The sequence below is a fragment of the Kitasatospora sp. NBC_01300 genome (assembly GCF_041435235.1).
GTDB lineage: Bacteria > Actinomycetota > Actinomycetes > Streptomycetales > Streptomycetaceae > Kitasatospora.
Genome location: NZ_CP108408.1, coordinates 5,830,428 through 5,853,907, shown reverse-complemented (window position 1 = coordinate 5,853,907; position 23,480 = coordinate 5,830,428). Strand labels below are relative to the sequence as shown.

Annotated in this window: 3 protein-coding genes; all 3 read right to left on the bottom strand. The window is 75.8% G+C overall.

The features are described from left to right. Window positions 1-31: 31 nt before the first annotated feature. Genes OG556_RS25805 through OG556_RS25795 form a run of 3 tightly spaced genes read right to left on the bottom strand, consistent with a single transcriptional unit; the run spans window position 32 to window position 23,465 of the window. Window positions 32-4,642, bottom strand: a complete 4,611-nt coding sequence (locus OG556_RS25805) for an amino acid adenylation domain-containing protein (RefSeq protein ID WP_371519824.1) — start codon at window positions 4,640-4,642, stop codon at window positions 32-34. An 11-nt stretch (window positions 4,643-4,653) separates the two neighbouring features. After that, complete coding sequence (locus OG556_RS25800; protein WP_371519821.1) at window positions 4,654-17,124, bottom strand: amino acid adenylation domain-containing protein; 12,471 nt, start codon at window positions 17,122-17,124, stop codon at window positions 4,654-4,656. Then, window positions 17,121-23,465 (bottom strand): amino acid adenylation domain-containing protein, encoded by a 6,345-nt coding sequence (locus OG556_RS25795; RefSeq protein WP_371519820.1) that lies wholly within the window; start codon window positions 23,463-23,465, stop codon window positions 17,121-17,123. Before OG556_RS25795 ends, OG556_RS25800 begins: the two co-directional genes overlap by 4 nt. Between the last annotated feature and the right edge of the window lie 15 nt (window positions 23,466-23,480).

Sequence of the window (23,480 nt, the reverse complement as noted above, 5' to 3'; positions counted from 1 at the left end):
CGCGGGGCCGTGTCCGTACCGGCCCGGCCGGTCATCCGCAGGCCCGGACGATCTCGCGCAGGGCCTCGTGCATGCGCCGGAGCAGGGCGGTGGCCGCCGCCTCGTCGAACCGGCCGCCCGCGTACACGCAGGACAGCTCCATCCGGCCGCCCTCGACCGCGGCGGCGACGTCCAGCTCGTAGGTGCGGGTCTCGGCCGGCTCGTGGTCGCCGCCGCCGTGGTCCAGGTGGCGCAGGATCAGCCGGTCCCCCTCGGGCAGCTGGTTGTCCCACTGGCCGAGGTAGTTGAAGCCGATCCGGGCCCTGGGCGCGGGGACCAGCAGCTCCTCCCGGGCCTCGGCGGCCGCCGCCAGGCGCAGGACGCCGTGGCCGATGCCGCGGCGCGGGACGGCCCGCAGCCGGCGCTTGGCCACCCGGACGGCGGCGGTCGGCGCCAGGTCCGCGGGCACGTCGAGCAGCACCGGGTAGATCGTGGTGAACCAGCCGACGGTGCGGGACAGGTCGACGCCGTCCAGGATCTCCTCGCGGCCGTGCCCCTCCAGGTCGATCACGGTGCCGCCGTCGCCCGCGTGGCCCTGGGCGGCGAGCGCCTGGGCGAGGGCGGTCAGCAGCACCTCGTGGACCTGCGCGCGCAGCACGCCGGGCACCCGGCGCAGCAGCGCCTCCGTGTCGTCCTCGGTCAGGGTGTGCCGCGCGGTGCGGCGGTCGCCGAACCGGCCGGTGTCCAGGGGCTCCCCGGCGGGCTCGGGCAGCGACCGCCAGTGCGCCAGCTCGTCGTCGAAGCCGCCGGTCAGGGCGTGCTCGCGCAGTCGGCGGGACCACTGGCCGAAGGAGGTGGAGCGCGGGGCGAGCCGCACGGGCCGGCCGGCCGCCAGGTCGGCGTAGGCGGAGCGCAGGTCGTCGAGCAGGATGCGCCAGGAGACGCCGTCGACCACCAGGTGGTGCGCGGTGAGGAACAGCCGGGCCGGGCGGTCCGGCCCGAGGTCGGCCAACACGGCGCACAGCAGCGGCCCCTCGGCCAGCCGCAGGCCGCTCTGGGCCTGCCGGAACGCCGCGGTGGCGCGCTCCTCGGCGTCCGGCGCCCCGGCGAGGTCGAGCCGCTGGAAGTCCCAGCAGCCGTCGGCCTCGACCGCCACCTCCTGGGACCAGGTGCCCCCGGCGTCGCGGGTGTAGCGGGCGCGCAGCATGTCGTGCTGCCCGACCAGCGCGGCCAGCGCGGCGCGCAGGGCCTCGGTGTCGGTGCCCGGGACGAGTTCGAACAGCAGCGACTGGTTGAAGTGGCCCGGGTTGACGGTGTGGTGCTCGAAGAACCACTGCTGCACGGCGGTCAGCGGCACGGGCCCGGTGGCGTACGGGTCCTCCTCGGCCGGCCCGCTCTCCCCCGTCCCGGCGGCCTTGGCGAGCGCCGCGACGGTCTTGTGCTGGAAAAGGTCCCGGGCGGTGAAGTGCAGGCCCTCCTGGCGGGCCCGGGCGACCACCTGGGTGGAGAGGATGGAGTCGCCGCCGAGCAGGAAGAAGTCGTCCTCGGCGCCGACGTCCTCGATGCCCAGCACCGAGCGGAACACCTCGGCCAGCGCGGTCTCCACCGGGCCGTTCGGCGGGGTGGAGACCCTGGTCAGGGCCTCCCGGGCGTCCGGCAGGGCGTCCCGGTCGACCTTGCCGTTGGTGGTGAGCGGCATCGCGTCCAGCGGGATCAGCGCGGCCGGCACCATGAAGGCGGGCAGTTCCTCGGTCAGGGCCTCGCGGACCTCGCGGACCGCCTCGCCCCGGTCGCGGCCGGGCGCGGCGACCAGGTAGCCGACGAGCTGCTTGCCGCGGTCGCTCTCGCGGACCACCACGGCGGCCTGGTCGACCGCGGGGTGGCGCTGCATGGCCGACTCGATCTCGCCGGGCTCGACCCGGAAGCCGCGGATCTTGACCTGGTCGTCGGCGCGGCCGCGGAAGTCGATCCGCCCGTCGGGCAGCCAGGCGCCGAGGTCGCCGGTGCGGTAGAGCCGGGCCCCGGGGTCGTCCGCGAAGGGGTGCGGGACGAACCGCTGCTCGGTCAGCTCCGGGCGGCCCAGGTAGCCCTGGGCGACGCCGCGGCCGCCGAGGTGGATCTCGCCGGTGACGGCGGGCGGCACCGGGTTGCCGTGCGGGTCCAGCAGGTAGACCTCGGTGTTGGGCAGCGGCCGGCCGATCGACAGCCGGCTGCCGGCCTCCTCGTCCTGGACCTCGAACATGGTGGCGCCGACGGTGTTCTCGGTCGGGCCGTAGCCGTTGATGAAGCGGTGGACCCGAGACCACTTGCGGGCCAGGCCGACCGGGCAGCGGTCGCCGACGGCGAGCACCACCGAGCCCGCGGGCAGCGCCTCGGGCTCGACCGCCGCGAGGGCCGCGGGCGGCAGCGCGAGGACGGTGGGCCGGCCTCCCGCCATGGCGCGCAGCTGCTCGCTGCCCAGCGCCTCGGACTCGTTCGCCGGGAGGGCGAGCGCCGCGCCGGAGACGAGGGCGAGGAAGGTCTCCCAGACCGCGCCGTCGAAGCTGGGCGAGGAGAGCTGGGTCACCGTGTTCTCGGGGCCGGTGCCGACGATCAGCCGGGAGGCGTTGACCACGTTGGTCAGGCCCCCGTGGCCCAGCAGCACGCCCTTGGGCGTCCCGGTGGAGCCGGAGGTGTAGACGATGTAGGCGAGCGCGTCCGGCCCCACCCGGTCGCCCTCGGGCACCGGGCCGGTGTGCGCGTCGAGCTGCGGGCGCAGGTCCTCCAGGATCAGCGGCTCGGCGGCGGACTCGCCCGCGTCGGCGGCCAGCGCGCGCTCGGTGAAGACGAACCCGGCGCCGGTCTCGGCCAGCATCAGCTCCCGGCGGGCGGCCGGGAAGCGCGGGTTCAGCGGCAGGAAGGCGGCGCCGGCCTTGAGCACCGCGAGGGTGGCGGCCACCTGGTCGGGGCCGCGCTCGCAGCAGACGCCGACGACGTCGCCCGGGCGGGTGCCGCGGGAGCGCAGCACCTCGGCCAACAGCCCGGCCCGGCGGTCGAGTTCGGCGTAGCTGAGCCGCTCGTCGCCGCGCACCACCGCGAGGCCGTCGGGGCGTTCGGCGGCCCGCTTGGCCACCAGCAGGTGCACCGGGTCCTGTTCGGGGAAGGCCACCGGGTTGCGGGCCCAGTCCACGGTGAGCCGGTTGTGCTGTTTCGGGTCGAGCAGGTCGAGCCGGCCCAGCTCCTGGTCGGGGTCGGCGGCGATCGAGCCGAGCAGGGTGGTCAGGTGGCCGGCGAAGCGGCGCACCGTGGCCTCGTCGTACAGGTCGGTGCTGTACTCCAGGGCGGACCAGAGGCTGCCGTCGGGGCGCTCCTCGAAGGCCACCACGAGGTCGAAGCCGGTGCTCGCCTGCGGCAGGGCCAGCTGCTCCATGGTCAGCCCGGGCAGGTCGAGGAGCGCCTCGGGGGCGTTCTGCAGGACGATGAGCACCTGGGCGAGCGGCATCCGGCTGGGGTCGCGCTCGGGCTGGACGGCGTCCACCACCCGCTCGAACGGGACCTCCGCGTGGTCGAAGCCGGCCAGCACGGTGTCGCGGACCTGACCCAGGAAGTCCCGGAAGCCCAGGCCCGGCTCGATCCGGGCGCGCAGCACCAGGGTGTTGAGGAACAGGCCGACCAGGTCGGCGAGTTCGGGCTCGTCGCGGCCGGCCACCGGGGTGCCGATCGCGACGTCCTCCTGCCGGGAGAGCCGGGCCAGCAGCAGCTGGGTGGCCGCGGTGAGCGTCATGAACAGCGTCGCCGCGGCGGACTCGGTGAGCTCGCGCAGCCCGGCGACGGTCTCCGCCGGGACGCTGAACTCGTGGAAGGCGCCCGCCCCGGTGGGCACGGCGGGGCGCTGCCGGTCGGTCGGCAGCTCCAGCACGGGGACGCCGTCGAGCTGCTCGCGCCAGTAGTCGAGCTGCTCGTCGAGCCGCCCGCCGGAGGCCCGCTCGCGCTGCCACACCGAGTAGTCCGCGTACTGCGGCCCCGGCGCGGGCAGGTCGGGTTCGCGGCCCTGGAGCGCGGCCGCGTAGTGCTGGCCCAGCTCGCGGGTGATGATCGACAGCGACCAGCCGTCGTGCGCGATGTGGTGGATGCTCAGGACGAGCACGTGCTCGCGGTCGGAGAGCCGCACGAGGAGGGTCCGCAGCACCGGGCCGGTGCGCAGGTCGAAGGGCCGGCCGGCCTCCTCGCGGACCAGTCGCAGCAGTTCCTCCTCCCGCTCCTCGGGCGTCCCGCCGCCGGCCTCCACGACCGGCAGCGGGATGTCCACGCTCGGGTGCGGGACCTGCACCGGGACGCCGTCCACCTGGTCGTAGGTGGTGCGCAGCGCCTCGTGCCGGTCGACGACGGCGGCCAGCGCGCCCTGCAGCGCCGCGCGGTCGAGGTCGCCGCGCAGCCGCAGTGCGAAGGAGGAGTTGTAGCCGACCGACTCCGGGTCGAACTCGTACAGGAACCACATCCGCTGCTGGGCGAAGGACATCGGCAGCGGGCGGTCGCGGTCGGCGGGGCGCAGCGCGGTGCTCGCCGCGGCCTCGGCGGCGGGCGCCTCGGCGCCCGCCAGGCGGTCCCGCAGCAGGGCCCGCAGGTGCTCGGGCAGGGCCGCTATGCGGTCCTCGCGGGACGTGGACGTCTGGGTCTCACTCATGTCGGTTGCCCCTACTCCGCCGCCGGCGCCGACTGGCGCGCGGCCTCTCGCTCCAGTTCCTCCAGCAGCGCGTCCTCGACGAGTCGCGCCACCCCCGCCACGGTGGGGTTCTCCAGGAGGCTGCGGAAGGCGATCCGGATGCCGAAGGTCTGCTTGATCCTGGTGATCGCCTGCACGCTGGTCAGGGACTGCCCGCCGAGGGCGAAGAAGCTGTCGTGCGCGCCGACCCGCTCCACGTGCAGGGTCTCGGACCAGATCGCGGCGATCAGCTTCTCGGTCTCGTCGCGCGGCTCCACCCACTCCTCGGCGGCCTCGACGACCGTCTCGGCGGGGTCGGGCAGCGCGGCCCGGTCGATCTTGCCGTGCCGGGTGAGCGGGAAGGCCTCCACCTCGACGAAGGCGGCCGGCACCAGGTGGGCCGGGAGCCGCTCGGCGAGGTAGCCGGCGAGCTCGGCGGCGCCGGGGACGCCGCCCGCGGCCGGCCGCAGGTAGGCGACCAGGCGGGCGTGCTCGGCCTCGCCGCGGACCAGGACGACGGACTCGGCGACGCCCGGGTGGGCGTCCAGGGCCGCGGTGATCTCGCCCGGCTCGATCCGGTAGCCGCGCAGCTTGACCTGGTCGTCGAGCCGGCCGAGGAACTCCAGCCGGCCGTCGGACAGCCGGCGGACCCGGTCGCCGGTGCGGTACAGCCGCTCCTTGGGGTCGAACGGCGCGGCCAGGAAGGCCTGTTCGGTCAGGTCGGGGCGGCCCAGGTAGCCGCGGGCGAGGCCGTCGCCGGCCAGGTACAGCTCGCCGGGCGCGCCGACCGGGGCGAGGTTGCGCTCCGGGTCCAGGACGTAGGCCCGGACGTTCTGGACGGGCAGGCCGAGGACGGGCCGGGGGCTGTCGGCGACCCGGCAGACCAGCGCGTCCACGGTGGCCTCGGTGGGCCCGTAGAAGTTGTAGGCGATCAGGTCGGACTGGGCGCGCAGCCGGTCCCACTGGGCCTGGCCGATCGCCTCGCCGCCGAGCGCCGCGCCGCGCAGCGGGTGGCTGCCGGGGGCGAGCAGTCCGGCGTCGTCGAGCTGGCGGAACCAGGACGGGGTGGTCTGCAGGAAGTCGATCCGCTGCTCGGCGCGGTAGGCGACCAGGGCGTGCGCGTCGCGCCGCACCTCGTCGTCGACCAGGTGCAGTTCGTGGCCGGCGACCATCCACAGCACCGGGTTCCAGGAGGCGTCGAAGGACGCGGGCGCCAGGTGGGCGACCCGGACCTGCCGGTCGCCGCAGGCCTCGCGCAGCGGCTCGAAGACGGTCCGCAGGTGGCTGTCGAGCAGGTTCGCCAGGCTGCCGTGCTCGACCAGCACGCCCTTGGGCTTGCCGGTGGAGCCGGAGGTGTGGATGACGTAGGCGGCGTGCTCCGGGGCGAGGTCCGGGTCGGGGGCGGTGGCGGGCCGGGCCGCGATCGCGTCCCGCTCGCGCTCCGGGACGACCAGGGAGACGTCGGCGGGCAGCGCCAGCGTGGTGCTCGCGGCCTCGTCGGCGATCACCACCCGGGGCTTGACGTCCTCGACCAGCAGCCGCAGGCGCTCGGCCGGGGCGGCCGGGTCCAGCGGGGTGTAGACGCCGCCCGCCTTGAGCACCGCGAGCAGCGCGGTGATCAGGCCGGGGCCGCGCCGCAGGCAGACCGCGACCGGCACCTCGGGGCCGACGCCCCGGTCGGCGAGGTGGTGGGCGAGCCGGTTGGCCCGCTCGTCCAGCTCGGCGAAGGTGATCCGCTCGCCGCCGTGGACCAGGGCGACGGCCTGCGGGGTGGCGGCGGCCTGGCGGGCGAACCGCTCGGGCACCAGGGCGTCGGTGGTGAGCGGGGTGGCGGTCTCGTTGTGGCCGGTGAGCAGCCGCTCCCGGTGGGCGGGGGCCAGCGCGCGCAGCTCGGCGAGGGTGCGCTCGGGCTCGGCCGCGATCTCCTCCAGCAGGGCGCGCAGGTCGCCGGTGACCCGGTCGGCGGTGTCGGCGTCGAAGAGCCCGGGGTCGTAGGCGAGCCGGAAGGAGAGCTGCTCGCCGGCGAAGACCGCGAGCACCATGGCGTAGCTGGTGGGCTCCTGGGAGCGCACGTCGCAGATCCGGATGCCCTGGTCGGAGCCCAGTTCGCCGTCGAAGGGGTAGTTCTCGACGACCACGTAGCTGTCGAACAGGTCGACCCCGGCGGGCAGCCCGGTCCAGCCGCGGATCTGGGCCAGCGAGACGTACTCGTAGCTGCGGGCCTGGACCTGGTCGCGCTGGAGGTCGCCCAGCCAGTCGAGGACGGGCTGCTCGGGGCGGACCTCGACCCGCACCGGCAGGTTGTTGATGAACAGGCCGATCATCGACTCGACGTCGGGCAGGTCGGCGGGGCGGCCGGAGACGGCCGAGCCGAAGCAGACCTCCCGCTCCCCCGCGTAGCGCGAGAGCGTCAGCGCCCAGGCGCCCTGGGCGAGCGTGTTGGTGGTGAGCCGGTGGCGCCGGGCGACCTCGGCGAGCCGCTCGGAGACCTCGGGCTCCAGCTGGAAGACGCTGGTCGCCTCGCTGCCCTGGCGGGCCGCCTCCTCGCCGGCCCGGTCGGCCGGCAGCGCGGTCGGGGCGGTGAAGCCGTCCAGCAGCCCGCGCCAGTAGCGCTCGGCGTCGGCCAGGTCCTGCTCGCCGAGCCAGGCGACGTAGTCGCGGAACGGGCGGCGGGCGGCCGGGCCGGGCCGGTCGTGGCCGGTGAGCCGGAGGTAGTCGTCGACCACCTCGGAGACCAGTTCGGCGCTGCTCCAGCCGTCCAGCAGCAGGTGGTGCGAGGTCCAGACGACCCGCAGGGCGCCGTCCGGCTCGTCGATCAGGGCCAGGCGCATCAGCGGCGCCACGGCCAGGTCGATGCCGCGGGTGCGGTCCTCGGCGAGGTACGCGGCGAACCGCTGCTCGCGCTCGGCCGCCGGCAGGGCGCTCCAGTCCAGCCGCTCGACGGGCACGGTGACGTGCTCGCGGACCACCTGGAGCGGCTGGTCGGTGTCGACCCGGGCGAAGGCGGTGCGCAGCATCGGGGTCCGGTCGGCGAGGCGCTGCCAGGCCTCGGCGAAGGCGTCCGCGTCCACGCCGCCCTCCAGCAGGAAGGACAGCTGGCCGAGGTAGACGCCCTCGCCCTCCTCGGTGAGGCTGTGGAACAGCAGGCCGTGCTGCATCGGCGTGGCCGGGTAGAGGTCGGCGATCCGGCCCAGGGCGGTCAGCTCGTCCAGCAGCGGCTGGTCCACCCGGGCGAGCGGGAAGTCCGAGGGGGTGGCCCCGGAGGCGGCGGCGCCGGCCTCGCGGCAGTGCGCGACGATCCCGCGCAGGGCCTCGACCAGCTGGTCGCCGACCCGCTGGACGGTCTCGGTGGTGTGGGTCGCGGTGGAGTGGAACAGCTCGAAGCCGAGCTTGCCGTCGCGCACGTACGCCACGATGTCGAGCGGGTACTCCAGCAGTTCCCCGGGCGCCTGCTCGGTGCCGTAGCCGAGCCGCACGTCGTGCAGCAGGCCGCCGTCGTGGCCGTCGACGACCCGGCCGAGGTAGTTGAAGCCGACCTGGGCGCGGGGGCCTTCGGCGAGCAGCTCGCCGGGCGCCCCGGCCGGGCTGAGGTGGCGCAGCGCGCCGTAGCCGATGCCGCGCTGGGGGACGGCCCGCAGCTGCTCCTTGACGGAGCGGAGCCGGGCGCCCCAGTCGGCGCCGTCGGCGGTGTCCAGGGCGACCGGGAAGGAGGTGGTGAACCAGCCGGTGGTGCGGCTCAGGTCGACGTCGTCGAAGATCTCCTCGCGGCCGTGGCCCTCCAGGTCCACCAGGACGGCGGAGCGGCCGGTCCAGTCGGCGAGCACCCGGGCGAGCGCGGTCAGCAGGACGTCGTTGACCTGGGTGCGGTAGACCGCGGGGACCTCGCGCAGCAGCGCGTCGGTGCTCTCCGCGTCCAGGCCGACCCGGACGGCGGCGGCGGTGGCGACGGTCGGGGTGCCGGTGAGGTCGGCGGGCAGCGGCTCGCCGCCGGCGCGGCCGGCCGCGAACCAGTGGTCCAGCTCCTCGTCGAAGCCGCCGACCGCGGTGTGCTCGGAGAGCCGGCGGGACCAGTCGAGGAAGGAGGTGCCGCGCGGGCCGAGGTCGACCGGACGGCCCTCGGCGGCCTGCCGGTAGACCGTCTCCAGGTCGCCGAGCAGGGTCTGCCAGGAGACCGCGTCGACCACCAGGTGGTGGGCGGTGAGGAAGAGCCGGGCGCCGGCGGTGCCGCCGAGGTCGGCCAGCACGGCCCGCACCAGCGGGCCCTCGGCCAGGTCGAAGCCGGACTGGGCGGCGGTGGCGGCGGCCAGCAGCGCGCCCTCCGGGTCGGCCTCCAGGGTGAGGTCCAGCCGCTCCAGCGGCCAGCCGTCGCCGGGGGCGGCGATCTCCTGCTGCCAGCGGCCGTAGACGGTGCGGAAGCGGGTGCGCAGGGCGTCGTGGTGGGTGAGGAGCGCGTCGAGCGCGGTGCGCAGGTGCGCCTCGTCGGGGAGTTCGCGCAGCTCGGCCAGCACGGACATGGTGCTGTGCTGGGGGGCCTCGGTGTGGTGGTGGAAGAAGGCGCGCTGGATCGGGGTCAGCGGCGCCCTTCCGGTGACGGGTTCGGTGTTCACGCCGGCCGGCTCCTCGGGTTCGTGGGTCGAGATCGCGGCGGCGATCCCGGCGATGGTCTGGTGGCTGAAGATGTCCTGCGAGCTGAGGCGCAGTCCCAACTGCCGCGCCCGGGAGACGACCTGGATGCTCAGGATCGAGTCACCGCCCAGGTCGAAGAAGTTGTCGTCGACGCCGACCTCGGGCACCCGGAAGACCTCCGCCCAGAGCCCGGCGAGCGCCTGCTCGGCGGGGTTGCGGGGGGCCGTCCTGGTGGTGACCGGGCGGTCGTCGGCGGCCGCGGCCGGCAGCGCCCGCCGGTCCACCTTGCCGTTGGCGTTCAGCGGCAGCCGGTCGAGCCGGACGAAGGCCTGCGGCACCATGTGGCGGGGCAGCGAGCCCTCCAGGTAGCGGCGCAGTTCGGCGCTCTCCGGTGCGGTGCCGGGCCGGGGCACGACGTACCCGGTCAGGACGGCGCCCGGCTCGGAGCGCAGCGCCGCGACGGCCTCCAGGACGTCGGGGTGGCGGCGCAGGACGGCCTCGATCTCGGCGAGTTCCACCCGGAACCCGCGGATCTTGACCTGGTCGTCGCCGCGGCCGAGGAACTCGACGTCGCCGGTGGGCAGGAAGCGGGCCTGGTCGCCGGTGCGGTAGAGCCGGCCGTCGGGGTGGGGCGTGAACGGGTCGGCGGAGAAGCGCTCCTCGGTGAGGTCGGGGCGGCCCAGGTAGCCCCGGGTGACGCCGGTGCCGCCGAGGAAGAGCTCGCCGACGACGCCGACCGGCAGCGGTTCCAGGTCCGCGTCCAGGACGTACATCCGGGTGCCCGGGATGGGCCGGCCGATCGGCACGGACGCGACGTCCGGCAGGCTCTGCGGGGTGACGGTGAAGTACGAGGACTCGACGGTCGCCTCGGTGACGCCGTAGGAGTTGAGCACGACGGTGCCGGGGGCGACGCTCTTCAGCAGCCGCCGGCAGTCGTCGGTGCGCCAGTTGTCCGAGCCGACGGCCAGGTAGCGCAGCGGCGGGAAGGCCCGGCCGCTGCGGGCGGCCTCGTCGGCCAGCGCGTTGGCCAGCGAGGGCACCGTCTCGACGTGGGTGACGCGCTGACGCTCCATCAGGTCGAGCAGGCGCACCGGGTCGGTGGTGGCGTCCTTCGGGCAGAGCACCAGGGCGCCGCCGGCGGTCAGCGCGTGCGTCAGGTCGGAGACGAAGACGTCGAAGGCCATGCTGGCGAGGTTGAGCTGGCGGACGGGGCCGCGGTCGAGCCGGTAGGCCTCGCGCCAGGCCGCGGCGGCCCGGGCGACGCTGCGGTGCTCGACCGTGACGCCCTTGGGCTTGCCGGTGGAGCCGGAGGTGTAGATGACGTAGGCGAGGTTGTCCGGGGTCACCTCGGTGCTGGGCGCCTCGGCGGGCCAGCTGTCGATCTCCTCGCGGTCGGCGTCCAGGCAGAGCACGGTCGCGTCGCACAGCGGGAGCCGCTCGGCGAGGTCCCGCTGGGTGACGAGCATCGCGGCGGCGCTGTCGTCCAGCACCAGGCGCAGCCGCTCGGCGGGGTGGGTGGGGTCCAGCGGCAGGTAGGCGGCGCCGGCCTTGAGGACGCCGAGGGCGGCGACGACGGTGTCCGGGCCGCGGTCCAGGCAGATGGCGACGACGGTCTCCGGGCCGATGCCCTGGCCGACGAGGTGCTGGGCCAGCCGGTTGGCGCGGGCCTCCAGTTCCGCGTAGGTCAGCACGGTCTCCTCGAAGACCACCGCCTCGGCGTCCGGGGTCTGCTGCGCCTGCTCGGCGATCAGCTCGTGCAGGCAGGCGTCGGCGCCCGGGGTGCCGGTGTCGTTCCACTCGTACAGGACGCGGTCGCGGGCGCGCAGCGACAGCATCGGGACGTCGCCGACCCGCTGGCCGGGGGCGGTGGGCATGCTGCCGAGCAGGACGGCGAGCTGGTCGGCCAGCACCTCGGCCTGGGCGCGGTCGTAGAGCGCCGGGTCGTAGGAGAGCAGCAGGGTCAGCGAGCCGTCGTCGTCGTAGGCGGTGAGGTCCAGCGTGAAGCTGGTGGTGTCGACGGCGCGGACGTCGCTGAGCCGCAGTCCGTGGCGTTCGGCGGCGGCCCCGTTGCCCGGGTAGTTCTCGAACACCACCAGGGTCTGGAACAGCGCGCTGCCGCGCGGGACCTTGCTGCTGCGCTGGATCTCGGCGATCGAGGAGTACTCGAAGCGCCGGGATTCGGCCTGCTCGGCCTGGAGGGCCGCCAGCCACTCCACCAGCGGGGCGTCCTGGTCGACCTCGGTGCGCAGCGGCAGGGTGTTGAGCAGGTTGCCGACCATGGTGTCGGCGCCGGGCAGCTCGGTCGGGCGGCCGGCCACGGTGGTGCCGAAGCAGACGTCGCGCTGCCCGGAGTGGCGGGCCAGCAGGATCGCCCAGGCGCCCTGGACGGCGGTGTTGAGGGTGAGCCGGTGGCGGCGGACCATCGCGACCAGCGCGTCGGTCTCGGCGCCGGACAGGCCCACCCGGACCTGCCCGGCGGACTGGGACTCGTGGCCCTGGGGCACCGAGCGGCCGAAGGGCAGCTGGGTCGGCGCGTCCAGGTCGCCGAGCAGGGCGCTCCAGTGGGCGGCGGCCGCGTCCTTGTCCTGCCGGGCCAGCCAGGCGACGTAGTCGCGGAACGGCCGGCGCTCGGGCAGCGCCGGGGCCTTGCCCCTGCCGTCGGTGAGCGCCTGGTAGGCGGCGAAGAGGTCGGCGAACAGGTGCGAGGTGCTCCAGCCGTCCAGGACGGCGTGGTGGAAGGTCCACACGACGCGGACGGTCCGCTCGTCCTCGCGGGCGAGGGCGAGGCGCATCAGCGGCGCCCGGGACAGCTCGATGCCGGTGGCGCGCTCCTCGTCGATCAGCGCCTTGAGCCGGCGGTCCAGTTCGGCGGCGGGCAGGCCGGTCCAGTCGAGGCGGCGGACGGTCAGCCGGGCGGAGCGCTCGACCACCTGGACGGGCTCGGGGACGCCGTCCCAGACCAGCCGGGTGCGCAGCGCGGGGGTGCGGTCGACCACGTGCTGCCAGGCGGCGGCCAGCGCGTCGACGTCGCGGACGCCCTCCAGCCGGAAGGCGACGTGGTCGGAGTAGGCACCGACGCCGTCCTGGTTGAGGGTGTGGAAGAGCATCCCGCTCTGCATCGGGGTCAGCGGGTGGATGTCCTCGACGGTGGAGCCGGCCGGCACCAGCCGGTCGACGGTCTCCTGGTCGAGGGTGAGCAGCGGGAAGTCGCCGGGGGTGGCGCCGCCGGCGCCGGGGGTCAGGCAGTGCTCGACGAGTTCGGTCAGGGCCGCCGCGAAGTCGTCGGCGAGCCGCTGCACGGTGGCCTGGTCGTGGCGCTGCGGCGCGTAGTGGAAGTCGAAGGTCAGCACGCCGTGCCGGACCTCGCCGACGATGTCCAGCAGGTGCGGCCGCTCCTCGTCCGGGTGGTGGTCCAGGCCGTAGTCGGGTTCGACGGCGCGGAACAGCTCGCTCCCGGCCGCGGCGTCGCTCCACTGGCCGAGGTAGTTGAAGCTGACCTGGGGCTGCGGCGCCGCGGCCAGGGCGGCGGCCTGCGGCTGGTCGCCGCGCAGGTAGCGCAGCGGGCCGTAGCCGGCGCCGCGGCCGGGCACGGCGCGCAGCAGTTCCTTGGTGTCGCGGATGAGCCGGCCGAGCGGGCGGTCGGCCGGGGACTCCAGCAGCACCGGGAAGATCGAGGTGAACCAGCCGACCGTCCGGGAGACGTCGGTGCCCTCCAGGATCTCCTCGCGGCCGTGGCCCTCCAGGGTGATCAGGGTGCGGGCCCGGCCGGTGAAGCGGGCGAGCGCGCGGCCGAGCGCGGTCAGCAGGACGTCGTTGACCTGGGTGCGGTAGACGGCGGGCACGTCCTGGAGCAGTTGCCGGGTGCGCTCGGCGTCGAGGCCGGCCGAGACGGCGCGGGTGTCGCCGACGCTGTTGCGGCCCTCCCGGTCGGTGGGCAGGTCGGCGGAGCCGGCCGGCACCGGGCGGGCCCAGTGCGCCAGTTCGCCGTCCAGGCCGCCGTCCCGGGTGAAGGCGGCGAGGCGGCGCGCCCAGCCGCGGTACGAGGTGCCGGCCGGGCCGAGGTCGACGTCCTCGCCGCGGACGGCCTGCCGGTAGGCGCTCTCCAGGTCCTCCAGGAGGATCCGCCAGGAGACGCCGTCCACGGCGAGGTGGTGCACGGTGACCAGCAGCCGCGCGGGCTCGCCGGCGCCGTGGTCGAACAGCAGGGTGCGCACCAGCGGCCCTTCGGCCGGGTCCAGCGAGGCCTGCGCGGCCTCGGCGAGGGTGCGCATGGCGGCGGCGCGCTCCCCGGGGGCGGCCTGGTCGAGGGTGATCCGCTCGATCCGGGCCTCGGCCGGCACGGCGTCGGCGTCCGGCGCGGTGACGGTCTGGACCCGCCGGCCGTCGGGGCCGGTGGCGAAGCGGGTGCGCAGGGCCTCGTGCCGGCGGACGAGGCCGGCCAGGGCGCGGGCCAGCGCGGGCTCGTCGACCGCGCCGTCCAGGGTGATCAGCACGGACTGGTTGAAGTGGTGGGCGCCGCGGGTGTGGTGGGCGAAGAACCACTCCTGGACGGGGCCGAGCGGGGCCGGCTCGTGGTCGTCGGCGTCGGCCTGGACGACCGGGGCCTCCTCCACCGGGCGGGCGGCGCGGGCGAGGTCGGCGAGCGACTGCCGGGAGAAGATGTCCTTCGAGGTGATGACGAGTCCGGCCCGGCGGGCGCGGGCGACCACCTGGATGCTCAGGATGGAGTCGCCGCCGAGTTCGAAGAAGTTGTCGTCGACGCCGACCTTGCCGATGCCGAGCACCTCCGACCAGACCTCGGCGAGCGCCTGCTCGGCCGGGTCCTCGGGGGCCCGGTAGTCCTCCCGCTCCAGCGGGGCGTCCGGCGCCGGCAGGGCCCGGACGTCGACCTTGCCGTTGGAGGTGAGCGGGAAGGCGTCGAGGGTGGCGAAGGCGGTCGGGACGCTGTAGGAGGGCAGCCGCTGCTCGGCGAAGGCGCGCAGGTCCTGCGGCGAGATGACGGCGCCGGGCTCGGCCCGCAGGTAGCCGACCAGCCGCTTGTGGTCGCCGTCCGCGAGCGCGACCACCAGGGCCTCGGCCACCGCGGGGTGGGCCTCCAGGACGGCCTCGACCTCGCCGGGCTCGATCCGGTAGCCGCGGACCTTGACCTGGGTGTCGGCGCGGCCGAGGTACTCGACCAGGCCGTCGGCCCAGCGCACCACGTCCCCGGTGCGGTACATCCGCTCGCCGGGCTCCGCCGCGAACGGCGAGGGCTGGAAGCGCTCCTCGGTCAGCTCCGGGCGGCCCAGGTAGCCGCGGGCGACGCCGGGGCCGGCGATCCACAGCTCGCCGGGCGTGCCGGGCGGGACGGGGCGGCGGCGCTCGTCGAGGACGTACACCGCCGTGTTGGAGATCGGGCGTCCGATCGGGATGGCGCGCACGCCGTCGGTCTCGCGGATCAGGTGGGAGACGGCGAAGGTGGTGGTCTCGGTCGGGCCGTAGCCGTTGACCAGCCGCTGCGGCGGGGCGCCGCCGGCCAGCAGTTCGGCGATCCGGCGCGGGTTGAGCGCCTCGCCGCCGACCACCAGGTGGCGCATGCCGCCGAAGGCGGTGGGCTCCAGGCCGACGACCTGGTTGAAGACGCCGGCGGTGAGGAACATCGCGGTGGCGCCGGTCGAGCGCAGCGCGGCGGCGAAGGCCGGCGGGTCGAGCAGGACGTCCTTGGTGATGACGGCGATCCGCGCCCCGGCCACCAGCGGGCCCCAGAACTCGAAGGTCGCCGCGTCGAAGGTGGCGTCGGCGACCTGCGCCACCACGTCGTCGGCCGCCAGCGGGGCGTAGTCGGCGCCGTGGACCAGCCGGACGATGGAGCGGTGCTCGACCACGACGCCCTTGGGCCGGCCGGTGGAGCCGGAGGTGTAGATGACGTAGGCGGCGCTCTGCGGCCCCGCGTCGGCGGCCGGCGGCCCGGCCGGGAGGGCGGCCAGCTCGGCGGTGCGCTCGGCGGGCAGCAGGGCCGGGACGGCCAGGTCGGGCAGCCGTTCGAGCAGCTCCCGGTCGGTGACGCAGAGCGCGGCCCCGGTGTCCGCGAGCATGAACTCCAGCCGGTCGGCCGGGTAGTCCGGGTCCAGCGGGACGTAGGCGCAACCGGCCTTGAGCACGGCCAGCAGGGCGACGACCAGGCCGGTGCCGCGGGGCAGGCAGACCGCGACGTGCTGGCCGGGGCGGGCGCCGTGGTCGAGCAGCAGCCGGGCCAACCGGTCGGCCCGCTCGTCGAGCTGACGGTAGGTCAGCTCGCCTTCGGCGGCGGTGACGGCGACGGCGTCGGGGGTGGCCGCGGCCTGCTCGGCGACCAGCGCGTGGACGGTCCGGTCGGCCGGGTAGGGCACCCGGTTCTCGGCCCAGTCGCGGGTGACGGTGTCGAGTTCGGCGGCGCCGAGCAGCGGCAGGTCGCCGACCGGGCGGTCGGCGTCGGCGGCGACGCCCGCGAGCAGGAGCAGCAGCCGGGTGCAGAGCGCGTCGATGGTCGAGGCGTCGAACAGGTCGGTGTTGTACTCGACCGTCCCGCCCAGCGTGCCGTCGGCGGCCGGGGTGAACTCCAGCGTCAGGTCGAAGATGGAGGACACCGAGGGCGCGCGGAACTCCTCGACGGCCGGGCCGCCGAAGTCGGGCAGGGCGCCGGGGTCGTTCTGGAGCACGAGGGCGGCCTGCACCAGCGGGGTGCGGCTCGGGTCGCGCTCGGGCTGGATCTCGTCCACCAGGCGGTGGAAGGGGACGTCCTGGTTGCTGAGGGCGTCCCAGAGCTGGTCGGTGGTGCGCTCCAGCAGGTCGCCGAAGTCCTCGTCCAGGTCGATCCGGCCGTGCAGGACCAGGGTGTTGACGAAGAAGCCGACCAGCGACTCCAGTTCGGTGCGGTCGCGGCCGACCGACACGGTGCCCAGGCCGACGGTGCGCTGGCCGGTGTGCCGGGCCAGCAGGACCTGGGTGGCGGCGGCGAGCACGGCGAAGAGCGTGGTGCCGCGTTCGGCGCCGAGCGTGTCGAGGCCGGTGGCGACCTCGGCGTCGACCTGGAAGGTGTGCAGGGCGCCGACGGTGGTGCGCACCGCCGGGCGGGGCCGGTCGGTGGGCAGCTCCAGCGGCTGGATGTCCGCCAACTCGTCGCGCCAGTAGTCCAGTTGCCCGGCCAGACGGTCTTCGGTGCAACGCTCGCGCTGCCAGCGGGAGTAGTCGCGGTAGCTGACCGGCAGCGGGGCGAGGGTGTGCGGGCGGCCCTCGACGGCGGCCCGGTAGAGCTCGCCGAGCTCGCCGGTCAGCAGGCCCTTGGACCAGCCGTCGGCGGCGATGTGGTGCAGGTTGAGGAAGAGCGCGTGGTCGTCCGGGCCGTGCCGCACGACCGTGGAGCGCAGCAGCGGGCCGCTGGCGAGGTCGAAGGGGGTGGCGAGTTCGCGGCGCAGCAGCGCGGCGAACTCGGCCTCGCGCTCCTCGGCGCCCAGCGCGCTCAGGTCCACCGGCTCGGTGTCCGGGGCGTAGGCGGGCCGGACCTCCTGGCGGGCCACGCCGTCCTCGGTGGTGAAGACGGTGCGCAGCGGCTCGTGCCGCTCGACCAGGCCGGTCAGCGCGGTGCGCAGCGCGGCCAGGTCGAGGCCGCCGCGCAGCCGGAGGCCGAAGGAGGTGGTGTACTCGACCGCGTCGGTCTCGAACTCCTGGAGGAACCAGAGGCGTTCCTGGCCGAAGGAGAGCGGGGCCGGGCCGTCGCCGCCGGGCCGGATCGCGTCGCGGTCGCCGCCGCCGGCGGCCGCCAGCCGCTGCCGCAGGATCTCGTCGGCGTCCTGGCCCTCGCTGTGTCGCTGGTCTGTCATCGGTTGCTCCCCCGCGCGCCACCGCGCGTCGTCGTCCGGTCCGCCGGTGTCCGGCGCACGTCTTCGAGTACTTGCTTGCGGACCTGGTCCGCGAGGGCCGCCACGGTGCGGGCGGCGAACACGTGCCGGGCCGAGACCCCGACGCCGAACACCTCCCGGATCCGGGCGGTGACCTGGAGGGTGAGCACCGAGTTGGCGCCGTGGTCGAAGACGTTGTCCTCGGCCCCCACGACGGGCACGCCCAGCACCTCGGCCCAGATCCCGGCCAGCGCCGCCTCGGTCTCGTCCCGGGGCGCGGTGGGCTCGGCGGCCGGCCGCTGCTCCTCCGGCTCCGGCAGGGCCCGCCGGTCGATCTTGCCGCTCGTGGTCATCGGGAACGCGTCCAGGACGATGACGACCGGCGGGACCATGTAGCCGGGCAGCCGCTCGGCGAGCCGGGCCCGGATCTTCTCCGGGTCGGCGGTGCCGTCCGCGGGCACCACGTAGCCGGTCAGCGCGGTCTGCCCGGACGGTCCGGTCCGGGCGACCACCGCGGTCTGCTCGACGCTCTCGTCGTCGAGCAGCGCGGTCTCGATCTCGCCCAGCTCGATCCGGTAGCCGCGCACCTTGACCTGGTTGTCGATCCGCCCGAGGAATTCGAGCGTGCCGTCGGGCAGCCAGCGGACCAGGTCGCCGGTGCGGTAGAGCCGCGCGCCGGCGGTGGCGGCGAGGTGGTCCGGGACGAACCGCTCCTCGGTGAGCTCCGGGCGGCCCAGGTAGCCGCGGGCCACCCCGGCGCCGCCGACGTACAGTTCGCCGGGCACGCCCACCGGGACGGGCTCGCGGTGCTCGTCGAGCACGTAGCCGGTGGTGTTGGCGACGGGCCGGCCGATCGAGGGCAGCCGCCCGTCCGGGGCGTCCTCCTCCGCCTCCAGCACCGTGCCGGTGGTGAGCACGGTGGTCTCGGTCGGGCCGTACAGGTTGGACAGCGCCATCGTCGAGCCGCGCGGCAGCCGGCGGCGCACCACGTCGGCGCCGGTGAGGATGTGGCGCACCCGGCCCTGGTGCAGCGCGGGCTGGTCGAGCAGGGCCTCCAGGCGCGGGGCCGGGATGAGGATGAGGGTGATCCCCTCCTCGACGATCCAGGCGGCGAGCAGGTGCGGGTCCTCCAGGACGCGGTCGGAGGCGAACCGGATCTCCACGCCGCAGGCGAGGGCGCCCCACTGCTCCAGCACCGTCGGGTCGAAGCCGGGCGGCACCATCTGGGTGGCCCGGTCGCCGGGCCCGGCGTCGAAGAAGTCCCGGTACCAGTCGCACAGGTTGACCACGCCGCGGTGCTCGATCAGCACGCCCTTGGCCTTGCCGGTGGAGCCCGAGGTGTAGATCACGTACGCGAGGTCGGACGGGCCGACGGCGACCTCGGGCGGCCCGTCGTGCGTGCCGGGCCCGGTGTCCTCGACGTACAGCACCTCGACGCCGTCCGGCGCCTCGGGGCCGGGCAGGTCCCGCTGGGTGAGGAGCACCGGCACGCCGGCGTCCTGGAGCACGTAGACCGTCCGGTCGTCGGGCAGTTCCGGGTCGAGCGGCAGGTAGGCGGCGCCGGCCTTGAGCACGGCGAGCTGGGCGATCGTCATCTCGGCGGCGCGCCGGGTGCGGACGCCGACGACGGTGCCCGGGCCGACGCCGCGGTCGGCCAGCCGGTGGGCCAGCGCGTCCGTCAGCGCGTCGAGTTCGGCGAAGGTCAGGCTGCGGTCCTCGGTGGTGACGGCCGCGGCGTCCGGGGTGCGCCGGGCCTGGTCGGCGACCAGCCCGTGGATGGTCGCGGTGTGGAACCGGGCGCCGGTCGCGGTGGCGTTCCAGCCGGTGGTGACCAGCCGGCGTTCCTCCTCGTCCATCAGCGGCAGCTCGTCGACGAGCCGGTCCGGGTCGGCCGCCGCCATGCCCTCCAGCAGCACCGTGAGGTGGCGGGCGATCCGGGCGACGGTCACCGGGTCGAAGAGCGCCGTGCTGTACTCGACCAGGCCGCCGAGCCGGCCGTCGCGCTCCTCGAACTCGAAGCCGATGTCGAACAGCGCGTGCATCCGCGGCAGGGCGCTCTCCTCGACCCGCAGGCCGTCCGGGCCGGGCAGCGTGTCCTGGGCCCGCTTGAGCATCAGCGCGGCCTGGATCAGCGGGGTGCGGCTGGGGTCGCGGTCCGGCTTGAGCTCGTCGATCAGCCGGTCGTACGGCAGGTGCTGGTGGGTGAAGGCCTCCAGCACGCCCTGCCGGACGTCGGCCAGGAAGGCCCCGACGGTCGTGTCGGGGGTGGTCCGGGCGCGCAGCACCAGCGTGTTGACGAAGAAGCCGAGCACGTCCTCCAGTTCGCTGTGCTCGCGGCCGGAGACGATGGTGCCCACCGCGACGTCGCGCTGGCGCGCGTACCGGGACAGCAGCAGCTGGACGCCCGCCGTGAGGACGGTGAACAGGGTGACGCCCTCCCGGCGGCAGAGCCGGGTGAGGGCGGCCACCAGCTCGGGGCTCAGCTCGAAGGAGTGGCCGGCGCCCCGGGTGGCGCGGGTGGCGGGCCGGGGCCGGTCGGTCGGCAGCTCCAGCGGCACCACGCCGTCCAGCCGGCGCTTCCAGTAGTCGAGGTCGGCGGCCTCCCGGGCGCCCCGCTCGCCGTGCTGGTGCACGGCGAAGTCGGCGTACTGCAGGGGCAGTTCGCTCAGCGCGGCGGGCCGGCCGGTGGCCTCCTGGCCGAGCAGGGCGACGAGCTCGCGGGCCATCACCTCCTTGGACCAGCCGTCGGTGACGACGTGGTGCATGTCGAGGACGAGCAGGTGCTCGGCGTCGGCCAGCCGGATCAGCCAGGGGCGCAGCAGCGGGCCGCCGCGCAGGTCGAAGGAGCGGCTCAGCTCGGTGCGCAGCAGCTGGTCCAGGTCGTCGACGCGCCCCTCGGCCGCGAGGTCGGTGAAGCGCACCGGCCGGTGGGCCGGGGCGTGGACGACCTGCACGCCCTGGCCGCCCTCGGTGGCGAAGGTGGTGCGCAGCGCCTCGTGCCGGGCCACCAGGGCGTCGACGGCGCGCCCGAGGGCGTCCCGGTCGAGCGGTCCGGTCAGCCGCAGGCCGAGCGGCGAGTTGTACTCGGTGCCCTGGGACTCGTAGTCGTACAGGAACCAGAGCCGCTGCTGGCCGTAGGAGAGCGGCAGCGGCCGGTCCCGGTCGACCGGCACCAGCCCGGCCCGGCGGGCGGGCTCGCTGCCCAGCCGGCCGGCCAGCCCGGCGACGGTGGGCGACTCGAACAGGGTGCGGATCGGCACCTCGACGTCCAGCACCGAGCGGATGCGCCCGATCAGCCGGGTGGCGAGCAGGGAGTGGCCGCCGAGGTCGAAGAAGCTGTCGTCGACGCCGATCGAGGCGACGCCGAGCACCTCGCAGAACAGGTCGCAGAGCTGCTCCTCGCGGGCGCTGCGCGGCCCGTGCCCGCTGCCGGTCGCGGCGGTGCCCGGGTCCGGGAGCGCGGCCCGGTCGGTCTTGCCGTTGGGGGTCAGCGGGATCTCGGGGATCGGCACCACCACGGCCGGGACCATGTAGCCGGGCAGCGTGGCGGCGGCGTGCGCGCGCAGTCCGGCCGGGTCGGCGACGCCCTCGCCGGCCGGCACCACGTAGGAGACCAGCCGGGTGTCGCCGGCCGCGTACTCGCGGGCGACGGTGACGGCGCGGGCCACCGCGGGGTGCTGCTCCAGGACGGCGTCGATCTCGCCGGGCTCGATCCGGAAGCCGCGGACCTTCAGCTGGAAGTCGGCGCGGCCGACGTACTCCAGGTTGCCGTCGGCGGCCCAGCGGACGATGTCGCCGGTGCGGTACATGCGCTCGCCCTCGGCGCCGTACGGGTCGGGCAGGAAGCGGTCCCGGGTGAGGTCCTCGCGGTGCAGGTAGCCGGTGCCGACGCCGTCCCCGGCGATGTACAGCTCGCCGGCGGCGCCGATCGGCACCAGGCGCAGCGCCTCGTCGAGGACCCGGACCCGGGTGTTGCCGATCGGCCGGCCGATGGTCGGCGCGCCGGGGCGGTCGTCCAGGCGGGCGGCGGTGGACCAGATGGTGGTCTCGGTGGGCCCGTACAGGTTGGTGACCTCGCTGCCGAGCGCGCGCATCCGCTCGGCGAGGGCGGCCGGCAGGGCCTCCCCGCCGACCAGCATCCGCAGGCCGCTCAGCGCCTGCGGGACCTCGTCGCACAGGGCCTGCCAGAGGCTGGGGGTGGCCTGCATGATCGTGGTGCCGGTGCGGCCGACCAGGGCGCCCAGCCCGGCGGGGTCGGTGACGGTCGCGCGGTCGGCGAGGACCACGGTGGCGCCGCCGACCAGCGGCAGGTAGATCTCCAGGGCGGCGATGTCGAAGGCGATCGTGGTGACGGAGGTCCAGACGTCCTCGGCCGCGAGCGGGAAGAGGTCGGCCATCGAGACCAGGAAGTTGGTCAGCGCGTGGCGGCTGATGACGACGCCCTTGGGGCGGCCGGTGGAGCCGGAGGTGTAGATGACGTAGGCCGGGTCGGCGGCGGTCGCGGCGGGGCCCTGCGGGCCGGCGGGCTCCGTGGCCAGCCTGGCGCGCACCTCCTCGTCGTCCAGCAGCACCCGGTGTGCGGCGGTGGCGGGCAGCCGCCCGGCCGTCGCGCTGTCGGTGACCAGCGCCGAGGGGGCGGCGTGGTCGAGGATGTAGCCGATCCGGTCGGCCGGGTAGTCGGGGTCGAGCGGCACGTAGGCGGCGCCGGTGCGGGCCACCGCGAGCAGGGCGACGACGAGGTCGGCGGAGCGCGGCAGCGCCAGGGCGACGAGCCGGCCCGGGGCGGCGCCGTGGCGGCGCAGCTCGCCGGCCAGCCGCTCGGCCCGGTCGTCGAGTTCGGCGTAGCTGAGCACGGTGTCGCCGGCGATCAGGGCGGTCCGCGCGGGCTGGGCGGCGGCCCGGGCCCGGAACAGCGCGGAGACGTCGGCGTCGGGCACCGGCCGGTCGGTGGCGTTCCACGCGGTCAGCAGGGCGTGCCGCTCGGCCGGGTCCAGCACCTCGTAGCCGTCCGGGTCGGCGTCCGGCGCGGCGACGGCGGCGGCCAGCAGGCGCGGCAGCGCGTCGGTGAGCCGCCGGACGGTCGCCGGGTCGAACAGCTCGGTGCTGAAGGTCGCGGCCAGCCGCAGCCCGGAACCGTCGGGCGCGCTGCGGAAGCGCAGCTGGAGGTCGAACGGGGACTGCTGGCGCGGCAGTTGGGCGACCTGGGCGTCGAGCGGGCCGAAGCCGAGCCGGGCCGGCAGGTCCTCGGCGAGATCGAAGGCCACCTGGGCCAGCGGGTGGCGGTTGAGCGCGCGCTCGGGCCGCAGCTCGCCGACCACGGTCTCGAACGGGACGCCGCCGTGGCGCCGGGCCGTGTCGGCGACCGCCGCGCAGTCGCCGACCAGCTCGCGGAAGGAGGCGCCGGGGCGGCGGACGACCCGCAGCACCACCGGGTTGGCCAGCGGGCCGACCACGGCGGCGCGCCGGGCGTCGTCGCGGCCGGGCAGGCTGCCGATCAGCGGGACGTCGGCGCCGGCGCCGAAGCGGCCGAGCAGCGCCACGACGGCGGCGTGCAGCACCGCCTCGACGCCTGTGCCGCAGTCGGCGGCCAGGTCGGCGAGGGCCGCGGCCAGCGGCCCGTCCAGCTCGCTGCGGTACTCGTCGGCGGCGTAGCGGGTGACGGCCGGGCGCGGCCGGTCGACGGGCAGATCGAGCTGCGCCGGCGCGCCGTCCAGGGTGGCGCGCCAGTGGGCGAGTTCGGCCGCGGCGTGCTCGGTGGGCCGCTCGGGGGCGCCGTTCAGCTCCCGGTCGGCGGCGGCGGCCGCGGCGTACTGCGGGGCGGGCTCGGGCGCGCCGGGGGCGGCCGGGTCGGTGGCCGCCGCGTACGCCCGGGCCAGGTCGTCGACGATCACGGCGAGCGAGCGCTCGTCGGCCGCGATCTCGTGCACCGTCAGGACCAGCACGTGGGCGTCCGGGCCGGTGGCCAGCAGCCGGGCCCGCAGCGGGGGCTCCCGGGTGAGGTCCAGGCCCTGGCCGGCCGCCCGGGTCAGCGCCTCGTCGAGCTCCTCGGGGGCGACCGGCTCGGGCCGCAGCCCGGCGAACGCCCCGCCGTCGGGGGCGGGTTCGGGGCGGCAGCGGCCCTCGGCCTCGCGGTGCACGGTGCCCAGCAGCGGATGCCGCCGGACCAGGGCGTCCAGCGCGGCGCGCAGCTGCTCCGGACCCAGGCCGCCGGCCAGCCGCAGCGCCACCGTGTGGGTGTGGCCGGCGGCGCCCTCCTGGAAGCGGTTCAGGAACCACAGGCGCTGCTGCGCCGGCGACAGGACACTGTCGTTGGTGATCGTCACGTTCGCTCTCCAGCC